The following is a 12,345-nucleotide window of genomic DNA, read 5'->3' as shown; positions in this document are numbered from 1 at the left end:
AATTTCGCTGTACTCTCGTTCCGTTATATGACCCCACCGGTCGTACGAATGGATACATTCGAGAGAACTCATGTCAAGTCCTCCAACCCTACAGAACGACCGCGCATCGAACTTCGAACTCTCGGTCTCGCGTAGCGTCGCCCGGACCGCAGCGCGAAAGCTCTTCACCCCGGTTCAGTGCTTGAGTTTCTGGGTCGCCGTCGCGCTTCCGTTCGGCTACCTCCCGCTTCTCTATCGCGGAAATCTCTCGCCGACCGCCGACCTGTTCGACGTGCTCCTCGCGCTCAATCTCGTCGCCGTGGTCGTCGGCCACGGCTACAACCGCGACTGAACAAACCCTCTTTGAGTCTCTTCGAAAAATACTTTCAAATTTAGGAAGTAATCCGTTTCGTGTCGGCATCTATTTTAAGGCTGGCCAAAAACGTAAGTTCTGTGATAAGAATTATCCGAACGGAGACCCAACTGTAGTCATGGACGTACTGGGTAATCTCGTCCTGGTGTTCTTCGCGGGTCTCGTCACGGCGCTAGCGACCGGCGTCGGCGCGCTTCCGTTCTTTCTCGTGGATGACGTGAGCGACCGCTGGAACGTCGCGCTCTGGGGGCTCGCCTCGGGGATAATGGTCTCCGCATCCGTCTTCGGGTTGATTTTCGAGGGGCTGTCGAGCGCGAACGGCGGCAGTCTCACCGGGGTCGTCGTCGGTCTCGTGGTCGGCGTCGCCCTCGTCGTCGCGAGCCACCGAATCATCTCCGGCGCGGAGGTGAGTCCGAAGCGGTACGAGGAGGCGGACGTCAGGAAACTCGTGCTCATCCTCGGCATCCTCACGGTACACAGCTTCCCCGAAGGCGTCGCTATCGGCGTCTCGTTCGCCGACCTGGGATTCGAAGGTGCGCCCCGAATCGCCGGATTCGCAGTGCCGTTACTGGCGGTCTTCATGACCGTCGCAATCTCCATCCACAACGTTCCGGAAGGCGTCGCCATCTCCATCCCGCTCCACTCCATGGGCGTCGGAAAGTGGCGGATGGTCTGGTGGTCCGTCTTCTCCAGCCTCCCGCAACCCATCGGGGCCGTCATCGCGTACTACTTCGTCCGCACCGCGCGGGAGTTACTGCCGATGGGGTTCGGCTTCGCCGCGGGGGCGATGATATACCTCGTCGCGTCCGAATTCATCCCGGAAGCGCTCGAAGTAGGGAAGGGGTTACCGGGCGGAGGGCACCGCGAACTCCTTTCGGGACTCGCCGCAGGCGTCCTCTTGATGCTCCCGCTCGCGTTCATCTGACTCCATCTCCCCGCTCACGGTGACGAAATTTATCCCGCCGTCCGCCGAACCCGGTCTCGGAGAGGAGTTCGCAAAAACGGTTTTAAATCGTATCGGGCGCTCTCAGCGCGCGAAAGCGAACGGGGAGGCCGCCGGTAAACGGTGTGAACTCGCTCCAACGCTCGGTCCGTTATAAGGTCGCTCCCGTCCACCGTTCGTCCGGGTTCGGTGTGTCAACCATGACGGGAACAACTCGCTTCGAGAACGGCGACTCCGTCGTCGAACGGGTCGTCGACGGTCGCCGAAAACTCACAGCACTGCGCGCGAGGTACAGCGAGCACTCGCTGACGACGCCGATCCAGTTCGTCGGCTTCTGGGCCGCGGTCGCGCTGCCGTTCCTCTACGTCCCGCTCTTCCTGAACGGTCTCGCTGGCGCCGAACTGACGGTCTTTTCCGCCCTGCTGGCGTGCAACGTCCTGGCGTTGTTCGTCGGCCACTCCTACGGCCGAGAGTGACCCGCCTTCGGTCGATTTAACCCTCCCCTCTCGAAACCCTCGAGACATGGGACTCGAAACCGTGTCGCTGGGAAGCACCGGCACCAAGGTGAGCGAAATCGCGTTCGGGACGTGGCGATTCGGGCGCGAGAACGACGACGGCGAGGTCGAAATCGGCGAGGAGCGCGCCCACGAACTGCTCGACGCCTACGCCGACGCCGGCGGGAACTTCGTCGACACCGCCGACATGTACGGCGACGGCGAGAGCGAGCGATACATCGGCAACTGGCTCGCGGACCGCGACCGCGAGGACTTCGTCGCCGCCTCGAAGATATACTGGCCGACCCGGAAGGGCGACCCGAACGGACGGGGCCTCTCGCGCAAGCACCTGCGCCGACAGATAGACCGCATCCTCGACAGACTCGGCACCGACTACATCGACCTGCTTTACATCCACCGCTGGGACGACGACACGCCCGCAGATGAGTTCATGCGGACGCTCGACGGCTTCGTCCGCGACGGGAAGGTGAACTACCTCGGCACCTCGACGCTCGAACCGAACGCGTGGAAGGTCGCGAAGGCGAACGAGATGGAGTACGAACCGTTCCGACTCGCACAGCCGCGCTACAACCTCGTCAACCGCGAGATAGAGCCGAACTACCTGCCGATGTGCGAGGACTACGACATCGGTCTCGTCCCGTGGTCGCCGCTGGCCGGCGGCTTCCTGACGGGGAAGTACTCGCGGGGCGAGGAACCGCCGGAGGGGACCCGCGGCGCGACCGACCAGCAGTTCCGCGACTCCTATCTCACCGAGGAGAACTTCGACGCGCTGGAGGTCGTCGAAGCGGTCGCCGAGGAGGTCGGAACGACCCCCGCCGCGGTCAGCCTCGCGTGGCTGCTCGAACACGACGCCGTCACCGCGCCCATCGTCGGCGCGCGGACGGTCGAGCAGTTGGAGGAGAACCTCTCCGCGACCGACGTGTCGCTCACCGACGAGCAGTTCGAGCGACTGGCGAGCGCGAAGTCGGCCTGACCGACGAGCCAAGCGTTTTTGACGGATTACGAACAACCTCACCCCATGGACGAGATTTCGCTGTCGGTTCCGGACGCCATCGTCGACTCGCTCCCCGAAGACGGCGACGCCGCGGCCCGCGACATGCGGGAGGCCGTCGCGGGGTGGGAAGCCCGCCTCAACCGGCTCGCCGAGGAGACCGACGCCGACGAGGAGGTCGCGAGCGCGGCCGTGGACGTGGTGGAGCGCTTCGAGACGCGCTGGGAGCAGTACGACGACTTCGTCGCCGAACTCCGCGCGTGGGGACAGTCGCCCATCTACGCGATGGCGTGGCGCGACCTGCACGCCGCCCTCATCCGGCAACTGTACGACCACGACGACCTCTCGGCGCACATCGACCGAGAGCGGAACGCCCGCATCGTCAGCGACGGCATCCGCCCCGGCCGATGACGGACGACGATTCGCCGCTGGCCCGCGTCCGCAGGGCGAAGAGCGGACGACCCGTCCCGCGGCGCGTCGACGGGGGTGCGATTGCGGTCGGGATGCTCGTCGCTCTCGGCGCGCACCTCGTCCCGGCAGCGCTCCTGCTCCTCGAAACGTCGGACGCGCTCGTCCGGGTCGCGGCTCTCGCCAGCACGGTCGCCGTCCCGGTCGGGAGCCGCGTCGCCGGAAACTACGCGGGCGGCGGTCGGACGCGCCGAGGGGTGCACGGCGCGCTCGCCACGGTCGCGTCGCTGGCCGTTCTGAGCGGTGCGGCCGTCTGGCTCACCGGTTCCGACGGGGCGCTCGCCGCGTTCGGGGGGATGCTGGGCGTCGGAGCGGGAGCGGTCGCGCTCGCGGGAGCGGTCGTTTTACTCCTCGTCGTCGGAATCGCCGCCGGAGCGGTGGGGTCGGACTGAGTCCGCGAGCGCGATCGACCGGCGAACCCGTCCGGTTCGCCTCGATTCGAACTGAGCGTTTATTATTCGAGGCGTTCCAACGTCGGGCATGGAACTCACCCTCCGGTTTTTCGCCAACTTCCGAGAGGCGGTCGGACAGAAGACGCTCGAGCGGGAGTACCCGGACGACGCGACGGTCGGTGCGGTGCTCGAATCGCTGACCGAGGAGTACGGTCTCGACCTGTTCGAGGACGGGGAGTTACGACCTCAGCTCTCCATCATGCGAAACGGGAAGGACGTCGTCCACATCGACGGTCGGGAGACGTCGCTCTCGGACGGCGACAGGTTGAGTATCTTCCCGCCGGTCGCGGGTGGATAGATGCGACGCGAAAAGTCGTTTCGGGGTATCAACGAAAACCTCGCGCGCACGTACCTCGAAAACCTCGGCGGCGAAACGCGAGACGACGGCGACGTTAGCGGTGACGGCTGGCGGGCGTCGCTCTCCTCGGAGACGGTGAGCATCGGACCGAGCGTCGAGTTGACCGAGGTGACGGTCGTGTTCGAGGGAGACGAGGAGACGCTGGACTCGCTCGTCGAACGCTTCTCGCAGAAGGCGATGCGGGCGGGCGGATAACCGGAAACGCCGAGGAGGACGGATGACGACAGACGAACCGACGCACCCCATCGACGGGCAGATCGTACTCTTGGCCGGATCGAAGGCCAGCGTCCCGCTGGAGCGACTCTCGGAACTTCTCGAAGCGACGCAGGCCGACCTCGGACCGCGGCTGGACGAGTACCGACGGGAGTACGAGTGCGTGCACGAGACGCCGGAGCGGAGCGTCTTCCTCGCGGACGAAGAGCACTGGCGGGCGGTCGGCGAGCGCCTCGGGTTCGGGCGACGCGAGTGGGACGGGGTGCGGCGGGCGCACGTCGAGCAACTCCAGCGAATCGGGCGGAAAGAGGAGCGAGCGGAGGAGTTCGAGAGCGCGCTGGAGATTCGGACGGCCGTGCTGATCGGTCGACGGGAATAATGCCGTATTCGAGATGCGTTACTCACTTCTGGAGTAGTGTTCTCGGATGCTTTGACGCTCTTAATTCGATGGTTCTGCCAGTGCTGCGTCCTCGAAAGCCCTCAGCCGCTACGCTCGCGCGCCCCCCTACTGCGCTCCTCGGGACGGCGCTTCGCGTAGCGACTTCGCCCTTTCATTCCGCCAGGACAAGGCGGGGACGGGCCGGCGCGCTCTTCGTGAATGGCGGATGGCGCTCGGCGGCTGGTCGACCCGCTGGAGCGAGCGGCCGGGGGCCTTCGAGGCTAACGCAACTGCGAGAACTCACTCGCCATACCGAGACGGTGGATTCTTCGACCGTACTGAAACGTACCGGCTGAGAACCCGCATGAAGATCCCCCTCGCCGCCCGTCCGCCGAAAAAGCGGATCGCGCGTCTCAGTCGAGCCGTTCGAACGCCGACTCCAAATCGGCGAGGAGGTCTTTCGGGTGCTCCACGCCGACCGAAACGCGGAGCAGCGAGTCCGTAATCCCCAGTTCCTCTCGCTCCTCGGGCGTCAGCGGCGAGTGGGTCATGCTCGCGGGGTGTTCGATGAGCGATTCCACCCCGCCGAGGCTGACCGCCAGCGCGAACTCGTCCAGTTCGGCGACGAACCGCTGCACGACTTCGAGGTCGCCGTCGAGTTCGAACGAGAGGACGCCGCCGCCGCCGTCCATCTGGCGCTCGGCGAGGTCGTACTGCGGGTGGGACCGGAGGCCGGGGTAGTACACCCGCGATACGCCTTCGTGTTCGTCCAGATACGCCGCGATTTCGGCGGCGTTCGTCTCGTGCTGGCGCATCCGCAGGGGGAGCGTCTTCAGCCCGCGGAGGGTGAGGAAGGCGTCGAAGGGTGCGAGCACGTTCCCCATGCCGACCCGCTGGAGGAAGCCGATTTCGTCGGCCAGTTCGTCGTCGCTGGTGACGGCGACGCCGCCGATGGAGTCGCTGTGGCCGTTCAGGTACTTCGTCGTGCTGTGGACGACCACGTCGGCGCCGAGTTCGAGCGGGCGCTGGAAGTAGGGGGACAGGAAGGTGTTGTCCACGCCCAAGGTCGCGCCGACCGACTCGGCGACGGAGGCGATGGCTTCGATGTCGCAGAGCCTGAGGAGCGGATTCGTCGGCGTCTCCATCCAGACGAGGGCGGTGTCGTCGCGCACGGCGTCCGACACGGCGTCGGTGTCGCGGGCGTCCACGAAGTCGACCGCCACGTCGAGGCGGTCGCAGAACAACTCCTTGAACATCGTCTTCGTCCCGCCGTAGAGGTCGTCGAACGCGACGACGTGGTCGCCGGGCGAGACCGACGCCGTGACGGTGGCGACGACGGCCGAGGTGCCGGAGGCGAACGCCATCCCGTGGTCGCCGCCTTCGAGGGCCGCCAGTCGCTTCTCCAGCGCGTGGCGGGTCGGGTTCGAGAGGCGCGAGTAGAGATACTGGTTCTCCTCCGGGTCTAACTCTTCGAGGGAGACGTCGGGGTCGATGCCGTCGACCTCGTACGTCGACGCGAGGTGGATCGGCATCGTCACGTCGCCCGCTCGTTCGTCGTGCGACGGTTGTTCCGCGTGGGTCACCGCCGTCGTTTCGAACTCGGGGGAGTCCTTTCGAGCGCCGCGGTCGCCGGGACGGTCTGTCATGCCACCGTCCCGTTCGGTAGCCGCACTTAGAAACTTTCGATGCGGCAGGTGTTGCCATGCGCCGGGAGTATCGCGCTCCGACTCGAATTATCGCGAAACATACCGCCGGAAACTTACGAGCGTTCGCTGGTAAACTCAACGTCGAACGGAGGATTTCGAACGCTTCGTTCCTCGCGCGCGGCGGTCGAGGTGACGAAGGCGCGAGGACACTCGACGACGAAAAAGGTGGTCTCTAGTCGTCGCCGGAGGCCGCCGCGCCGCCGCGACTCACGCCGGTTCCCGGCCCGAGGTCGATGCCGAGTTCGTCCAGTTTCTCGTCCGGCACGACGCCGTCCTCCCAGCCGCGCACGTCGTAGTACTCAGCTTTCAGTTCGTCGAGTTCGGCGAGCGAGCCTTCCGAACCGCCCTTGCCGGGGATGGCGTCGGGGTGTCCCTTCACGAACCGAGCGGGCAGGTCGTCGTCGTCGCCGTCGAAACCGGCGAGGTTGTTGTAGTAGCGTTCCAGGTTGTAGATGCGCTCGCCCGTCTCCATCAGTTCGTCCTCGGTCACGTCGAGGCCCGTGATGCCGTTGTACTGCAGGACGTACTCCTCGACGCCCTCCGCGAAGGCGTTGAACTTGCAGATGTCGAACGAGTCGCTGATGGCGTGCATGTCCTGGAAGGTGGCGCAGAGTTCGCCCTTTCCTTCCCACTCGGTCGGTTCGACCTTCTCCGGAATGCCGAGAATCTCGGCGGCGGGCGTGTAGCCGCGCAGGTGGCACGCGCCGCGGTTGCTGGTGGCGTAGCCGATGGCCATCCCCTTCATGCTCCGCGGGTCGTAGGCGGCCATCGTCTGGCCCTTCACGTCGAGCGCCATCTCGGGGTCGCCGAGTTCGGTCGCGGCGCGGGCCGCGCCCTCCGCGAGCAGGTCGGCCAGTTCGCCCTCGCGGTGGGCCACGCGGTCGATCATCTCGACCATCGTGTCCACGTCGCCCCATTCGAGACCTTCGTCGAGACGACCTTCCTCGGTGGCCTCCATCGCCATCGCCATCGTGTTGCCCATCTCGATGGTGTCCACCGCCATGTCGTTACAGCGGTCCATCATCAGGGCGGTCTTGTCGCGGTCGTCGTTCATCGAGTTGGGACCGAGCGCCCACGCCGACTCGTACTCGTAGGACTCCATCCGGACGTTCATGTCCTCGCCCTTGTGGTTGACCTGCACCTCGACTTCCTTCTTGCAGGCGACCGGACAGGAGTGGCAGGTCGGCTCGTCCACGAGGATGTTCTCGCGGACGTTCTCGCCGGAGACGTTCTCCGCGTCGATGCTCCGTTCGGCGGAGTCCGACTCCGCCTCGCTGTTCGTGCTGGTGAACTTCCCGTTCCGGGTCGGCAGGCCGTCCATCTCCTCCGTGACGTTCATCAGGACGTTCGTCCCGAACATCGACAGGCCGCCCTCGTTCGGGGCCGTCACGTCGGACTCCTGGATTGCCTGCATCGCCTGCTGGTGGCCCTTCTGGAACGTCTCCGGGTCGGCGGGTTTCGGCATCTTCGTCGTGGATTTGACGACGATGGCCTTGAGACCCTTCGACCCCATCACCGCGCCGGTGCCGCCGCGACCGCTGGCGCGGTCGTCCTCGTTGATGATGCAGGCGAACCGAACTTTGTTCTCGCCCGCCGGGCCGATGGCCATCATCGAGAGGTTCTTGCCGTACGCGCCGTCGACCTCCTCCTCCAAGGTGTCGCGCGTCTCGTGGACGCCCTTGCCCCAGAGGTGCGAGGCGTCGCGGAGTTCGACCTCCCCGTCCTCGACGACGGCGTACACGGGGTCGTCGGACGCGCCCTCGAACAGCAGGCCGTCGAAGCCGGCCCACTTCAGGCGCGCGCCGCTCCAGCCGCCGTGGTGGCTGTCGGTCACGGTGTTCGTCAGCGGCGACTTGGTGCAGACCGCGATTCGCCCGCTCATCACGGTCTGCGTTCCCGTCAGCGGGCCGTTCATGAACGCCAGCAGGTTGTCCGGGCCGAGCGAGTCGACGTCCGGCCCCTGGTCGAACACGTACTTTACCCCCAGCCCGCGCGCGCCGATGTACTTTCGCGCGTCGTCGTCGTCGACGCTCTCGTAGTTCACCGCTCCGTCGGAGAGGTCGACGCGGGCCACGTGGTCGTGAAAACCGCCTAAGTCGGTCATGGTAAGTTTCAACGATTATATTGGACCGCTATCGTGTTAGTCGTTACCAACCTGTCGTAACCGGAAACGGTTACGTGAGCGCGGAGGACGAAGAACGGACGACGGGTGGAACACGCGACGGCGAGGCGATGGGCGTACTCCTCACGGGAGGGGGGCAATCGGGGGAAAATGCGAGCAGTTCGGCGGTGACCTACTCCGCGGCGTCGAGGGAGTAAAGATACGACCGGGTTACGGCGGAGACGGTTCCGTTGGCCGCGGACGCGCTACTTTCGAGCAGAAAAAATATCGTCAATAGACGAAAATGATTCTTACTCTGGTTACAGAGAACGAGTCAGGTACTCACTCACCGCGGTCGAACGAGTAGACGAAGCCGGTCTGACCGTCCTTGGTGGTGGAGTAGACCCCGTCGTCGGTGACGGCCGGCGTGGTCATAATCGACTCCGTCGCCTCCCACCGTTGTCGTTCGGTTCCGTCGGCCGCGTCGAGTTCGTACAGCCGACGATTCGCTCCGACGAAGACGGCGTCGCCGCTGACCGTCGCCCGACTCAGGTAGTTGTCGCCTCGCGGTTCCTCGAACCGCCAGCGTTCGGCACCGCTGGTCGCGTCCACCGCGATGAGACGACCCAGCCCTTGCTCCGTGTTGGTGACGTAGAGCGTCTCGCCCTCCGCGGAGAGGCGAACTGGGGTGTCGTCTCCGAAGGAGGTCGTCCAGCGTTCCGACCCGTCGGACGTATCGAGTGCCACCGTATCGGTCGGCGTCTCCCCATCCCTGCTCCCGTAAACGGTGTCGGCGCCGTGGGCGAACGCGTAGAAGTCGTCCTGATTTTCGTCGGCGTACGACCCGCGAACGCTTCCGTCGTCAGGGTCGAGTTTCCAGAGCGTCCGCTCGTCCAATAGGAACACCGATCCGTTCTCGACACCCACTCCGGGCGTCATCCGAGCGTACTCACAGCCGTCGCCGTCGAACGTCCACTTCGTCTCGCCGGTTTTCGCGTCGAAGGCGTACAGCTTCGGACTCGGGTCGAACCGAGGCGACGGGACGTAGACGGTTCCCTCGTGGACGAGCGGGTCGGCGGAGACGCCGCTTTCGATGGTGGTGCTCCACTCGACCGCACCCGTTTCGGCATTCAGCGCGGTGAAACTCTGATTTCCTCTGGCGTAGACGATACCATCCGCGTAGACGGGAGCGAAGACTCGCCGGTCGTCGGGCCGAGCGCGCCAGCGCTTTTTTCCGGAGATTCGGTCGATGGCGTACACGTAGCCGCCGCTCGCCCCGGCGAAGACGGAATCGGACGAAACGGCCGGGGCGTCGTATATCGGTTCGGCCGTGCTGTACCGCCAGCCCGTCCCCGGTACGGAGTCCGTCGATGACTCATCCTCGACGCTCTCGGTTCGAGTATCGGTCGCGGTCGCCTCGCCCGCTACGCCCGAGGGTCGAACACCGGTCTTGGTCGCCGCCGTTCCGACGCTCGCGGTACCGACCGCGATGCCGACGGCTTTCAGAAACGTTCTGCGCGTGTTGTCGGACATGCGGGCGAAACCTGTGTTGGGCCGACGTTTACTATTAGGTTCATAATTTGTTTTTTGCAATTTAGACCGGTTTTATCGGTCGGATTTCGGACAGTCGAGCGGGAGATGAGCGGCCAACTGGTGTTCAATTTTCGTTATTTATTGTACGAATAAAAACGCCGATTTTTACGGTCGTCGGACGTGTTTTCGTCCGCCTCGCTATCGAAGTGAACCGGTTTTGAAGCGTACTGACACCGGTTTCGGCGTTCGGGAATGATTAACTCTCCGCTAAGTGAGAGCACTTCCCTTGAACGCCGTCGGTCGATCAGGAATTCCGGCGTGAATGTTCGACGGCCCGCGCGCGACGAACGCCGGAAGCGGACGTTTTTTACGCGCTCCCCGGGAGCAGAGAGACGAATGCCACGACCGCTCCGCGTTCGCTGGGCCGCCGTCGTCCTCGTCGCGGCCGTCATCTGCTACTTCTCGGTGTTCACGACCCCCGACGCCGGCGTCACGCCGACGGGACCGCTCGGCCTCGTCGGGATGGACAAGTGGGCTCACGCGGTCGGCTACGGGGTGTTGGGTGCCGCGCTCGCGGTCGCGCTGGCGGGCGAACGCGGCCCCGCGGCGGACGGGCGCGCGACCGCCGCGCTCGCGGTCGCTGGCGCGACCGGTTACGGCGTGGCGATGGAGATAGCCCAGTTGACCGCCCCGCTTCGACATACCTCGGTCGGCGACGTCGTCGCCGACGCGCTCGGAGCGACCGCGGCCGTCGCCGTCTGGTGGGCGTTCTCGCGGAGGGTCGCCCGGCGAGACGAAGCCGATTTACGCTCGTAGCCGCTCTTCCCGACAATGAGCAAGCCGGGTCCCGAAGGGTACGAACAGGGCAAGGGTATGGACGCCCACAACGCGGTGATGCGCGGTATCCGCGCGAAAAAAGAGAAACACTACGACCCCCACGAGCCGACGCGGGTGTGGCTGGACGAGGACAACACGCCGGACGGCGTCTACCAGAGCCTCACCATCATCCTCAACACCGGGGGCTGTCGCTGGGCGCGCGCCGGTGGGTGTACGATGTGCGGCTACGTCGCCGAATCGGTCGAAGGCGGGAGCGTCGCCCACGAGGCGCTGATGGACCAGATCGAGGTCTGTCTCGAACACGAGCGCGAGGAGAGCGACGAGAAGAGCGGTCTCGTCAAGATATACACCTCCGGGTCGTTTCTCGACGAGCGCGAGGTCGGCGCCGAGACGCGCCGGGCCATCGCGGAGACGTTCGCAGACCGCGACCGAATCGTGGTCGAGAGCCTGCCCGATTTCGTCGAGCGCGAGAAGTTGGAGGACTTCACGGGCGTCGGACTGGAGACCGACGTGGCCATCGGCCTGGAGACGGCGAACGACCGCGTGCGCCACGACTGCGTGAACAAGTACTTCGACTTCGAGCGGTTCATCGAGGCGAGCGAGCACGCCGAGTCGGTCGGCGCGGGCATCAAGGCCTACCTGCTGATGAAACCGCCCTTCCTCTCGGAGAGCGAGGCGATACGGGACATGAAGGAGTCCGTCCGAAAGTGCGCCGAGTACGCCCACACCGTCTCGATGAACCCGACCAACGTCCAGCGGTACACGATGGTCGACGAGTTGTACTTCCGGGACGGCTATCGACCGCCGTGGCTCTGGAGCGTCTGCGAGGTGCTGCGTGACACCGCCGACGCGCCCGCCATCGTCGTCTCCGACCCCGTCGGGCACGGGAGCGACCGCGGCCCGCACAACTGCGGCGAGTGCGACGACCTCGCCCAGAGGGCCATCAAGGACTTCGACCTGCGCCAAGACCCCTCGGTCTTCGACGAGGTGTCCTGCGAGTGCGAGCGGACGTGGGAAGCGGTCGTGGAGCGCGAGCGGAGCTACAACCTCCCGCTAGCGCGGTGAGCGACCGTTCGCGTTTTTCGCTCGGGCGGTCGTCGTCCGGCAGGTCGGTAGGGTCGTGACGGTCGCCGACTCGATTCCGTCCTTCGCGACGGCGACGTCAGTCGCCGACCGGTTGCAGTCGATGCGCGAGCGTTCGACCGCCACGGTCGTCTCCGGTTCGCCCGAGCGAACGGTCAGTTCGTAGGTTCGCGGAGTTCGACCGCGAGCACCGCCCCAGAATCGAACTCGACCGACTCCTCCAACAGCGTCGTCTCGTTCGTCGTCAGCGCGAACTCGACGGTTCGGGCCTCGTCGGTGACGTTTCCTATCCAGACGGTGCGCGGTTCGTCGTCAGAATCGGACGACTCCTCGCCGACGGACCCCGTCGGTTCCGGCCGAGAGACAGCCGGCGACCGAGAGGGTCGGTGCGCCGCACGCTCGGAGCGCGTCTCG

Annotated in this window: 16 protein-coding genes; 12 read left to right on the top strand and 4 right to left on the bottom strand. The window is 65.4% G+C overall.

The window, feature by feature from the left end:
- The first annotated feature begins 70 nt into the window (after positions 1 to 70).
- The 9 genes from LIX00_RS13290 to LIX00_RS13250 all read left to right on the top strand — a co-directional run bounded on the left by LIX00_RS13290 (position 71) and on the right by LIX00_RS13250 (position 4,671).
- The gene (locus LIX00_RS13290) at positions 71 to 331 is read left to right on the top strand and encodes a DUF8028 family protein (RefSeq protein WP_227353670.1); all 261 of its coding nucleotides are present in this window, start codon (positions 71 to 73) and stop codon (positions 329 to 331) included.
- 139 nt (positions 332 to 470) lie between these two features.
- The gene (locus LIX00_RS13285; RefSeq protein ID WP_227353669.1) at positions 471 to 1,277 is read left to right on the top strand and encodes a ZIP family metal transporter; all 807 of its coding nucleotides are present in this window, start codon (positions 471 to 473) and stop codon (positions 1,275 to 1,277) included.
- A 218-nt stretch (positions 1,278 to 1,495) separates the two neighbouring features.
- A complete protein-coding gene (locus LIX00_RS13280) occupies positions 1,496 to 1,771 on the top strand; it encodes a DUF8028 family protein (protein WP_227353668.1) in 276 nt (91 codons plus the stop codon).
- A 46-nt stretch (positions 1,772 to 1,817) separates the two neighbouring features.
- A complete protein-coding gene (locus LIX00_RS13275; RefSeq protein ID WP_227353667.1) occupies positions 1,818 to 2,783 on the top strand; it encodes an aldo/keto reductase in 966 nt (321 codons plus the stop codon).
- 45 nt (positions 2,784 to 2,828) lie between these two features.
- Positions 2,829 to 3,212 (top strand): DUF7971 family protein, encoded by a 384-nt coding sequence (locus LIX00_RS13270; protein ID WP_227353666.1) that lies wholly within the window; start codon positions 2,829 to 2,831, stop codon positions 3,210 to 3,212.
- The gene (locus LIX00_RS13265; protein WP_227353665.1) at positions 3,209 to 3,661 is read left to right on the top strand and encodes a hypothetical protein; all 453 of its coding nucleotides are present in this window, start codon (positions 3,209 to 3,211) and stop codon (positions 3,659 to 3,661) included. The genes LIX00_RS13270 and LIX00_RS13265 overlap by 4 nt, the downstream gene beginning before the upstream one ends.
- A gap of 88 nt (positions 3,662 to 3,749) precedes the next feature.
- A complete protein-coding gene (locus tag LIX00_RS13260; RefSeq protein WP_227353664.1) occupies positions 3,750 to 4,019 on the top strand; it encodes a ubiquitin-like small modifier protein 1 in 270 nt (89 codons plus the stop codon).
- Positions 4,020 to 4,274: a MoaD-like domain-containing protein gene (locus LIX00_RS13255; RefSeq protein WP_227353663.1), complete on the top strand. Its 255-nt coding sequence runs from the start codon at positions 4,020 to 4,022 to the stop codon at positions 4,272 to 4,274.
- Between the two features lie 22 nt (positions 4,275 to 4,296).
- Positions 4,297 to 4,671, top strand: coding sequence for a DUF8048 family protein (locus tag LIX00_RS13250; protein WP_227353662.1), 375 nt, complete (start codon positions 4,297 to 4,299; stop codon positions 4,669 to 4,671).
- A gap of 413 nt (positions 4,672 to 5,084) precedes the next feature.
- On the opposite strand, the gene LIX00_RS13245 is transcribed toward LIX00_RS13250, so the two are convergent.
- Together LIX00_RS13245 and LIX00_RS13240 are read right to left on the bottom strand one after the other, a co-directional pair.
- The gene (locus LIX00_RS13245) at positions 5,085 to 6,317 is read right to left on the bottom strand and encodes a trans-sulfuration enzyme family protein (RefSeq protein ID WP_227353661.1); all 1,233 of its coding nucleotides are present in this window, start codon (positions 6,315 to 6,317) and stop codon (positions 5,085 to 5,087) included.
- A 232-nt stretch (positions 6,318 to 6,549) separates the two neighbouring features.
- Positions 6,550 to 8,481: an aldehyde ferredoxin oxidoreductase family protein gene (locus LIX00_RS13240; protein ID WP_227353660.1), complete on the bottom strand. Its 1,932-nt coding sequence runs from the start codon at positions 8,479 to 8,481 to the stop codon at positions 6,550 to 6,552.
- Positions 8,482 to 8,555: 74 nt separating this feature from the next.
- Between LIX00_RS13240 and LIX00_RS13235 the strand changes: the two genes are divergently transcribed.
- A complete protein-coding gene (locus tag LIX00_RS13235; RefSeq protein WP_227353659.1) occupies positions 8,556 to 8,696 on the top strand; it encodes a hypothetical protein in 141 nt (46 codons plus the stop codon).
- A 124-nt stretch (positions 8,697 to 8,820) separates the two neighbouring features.
- Here the strand turns inward: LIX00_RS13235 and LIX00_RS13230 are convergent, their stop codons facing one another.
- A complete protein-coding gene (locus LIX00_RS13230) occupies positions 8,821 to 10,011 on the bottom strand; it encodes an outer membrane protein assembly factor BamB family protein (RefSeq protein WP_227353658.1) in 1,191 nt (396 codons plus the stop codon).
- A gap of 396 nt (positions 10,012 to 10,407) precedes the next feature.
- On the opposite strand from LIX00_RS13230, the gene LIX00_RS13225 reads away from it, so the two are divergent.
- Together LIX00_RS13225 and LIX00_RS13220 are read left to right on the top strand one after the other, a co-directional pair.
- The gene (locus LIX00_RS13225; protein ID WP_227353657.1) at positions 10,408 to 10,827 is read left to right on the top strand and encodes a VanZ family protein; all 420 of its coding nucleotides are present in this window, start codon (positions 10,408 to 10,410) and stop codon (positions 10,825 to 10,827) included.
- Positions 10,828 to 10,842: 15 nt separating this feature from the next.
- A complete protein-coding gene (locus LIX00_RS13220) occupies positions 10,843 to 11,913 on the top strand; it encodes an archaeosine biosynthesis radical SAM protein RaSEA (RefSeq protein ID WP_227353656.1) in 1,071 nt (356 codons plus the stop codon).
- On the opposite strand, the gene LIX00_RS13215 is transcribed toward LIX00_RS13220, so the two are convergent.
- Positions 11,902 to 12,057 carry a hypothetical protein gene (locus LIX00_RS13215; protein ID WP_227353655.1) on the bottom strand — a complete coding sequence of 52 codons (156 nt, stop codon included), beginning with the start codon at positions 12,055 to 12,057 and terminating at the stop codon, positions 11,902 to 11,904. The genes LIX00_RS13220 and LIX00_RS13215 overlap by 12 nt on opposite strands.
- Positions 12,058 to 12,345 lie beyond the last annotated feature (288 nt).

The sequence above is a fragment of the Haladaptatus salinisoli genome (genome assembly GCF_020614375.1).
In the GTDB taxonomy this organism is placed as follows: Archaea; Halobacteriota; Halobacteria; order Halobacteriales; family Haladaptataceae; genus Haladaptatus; species Haladaptatus salinisoli.
This window is presented reverse-complemented; position numbering and strand designations above follow the sequence as displayed.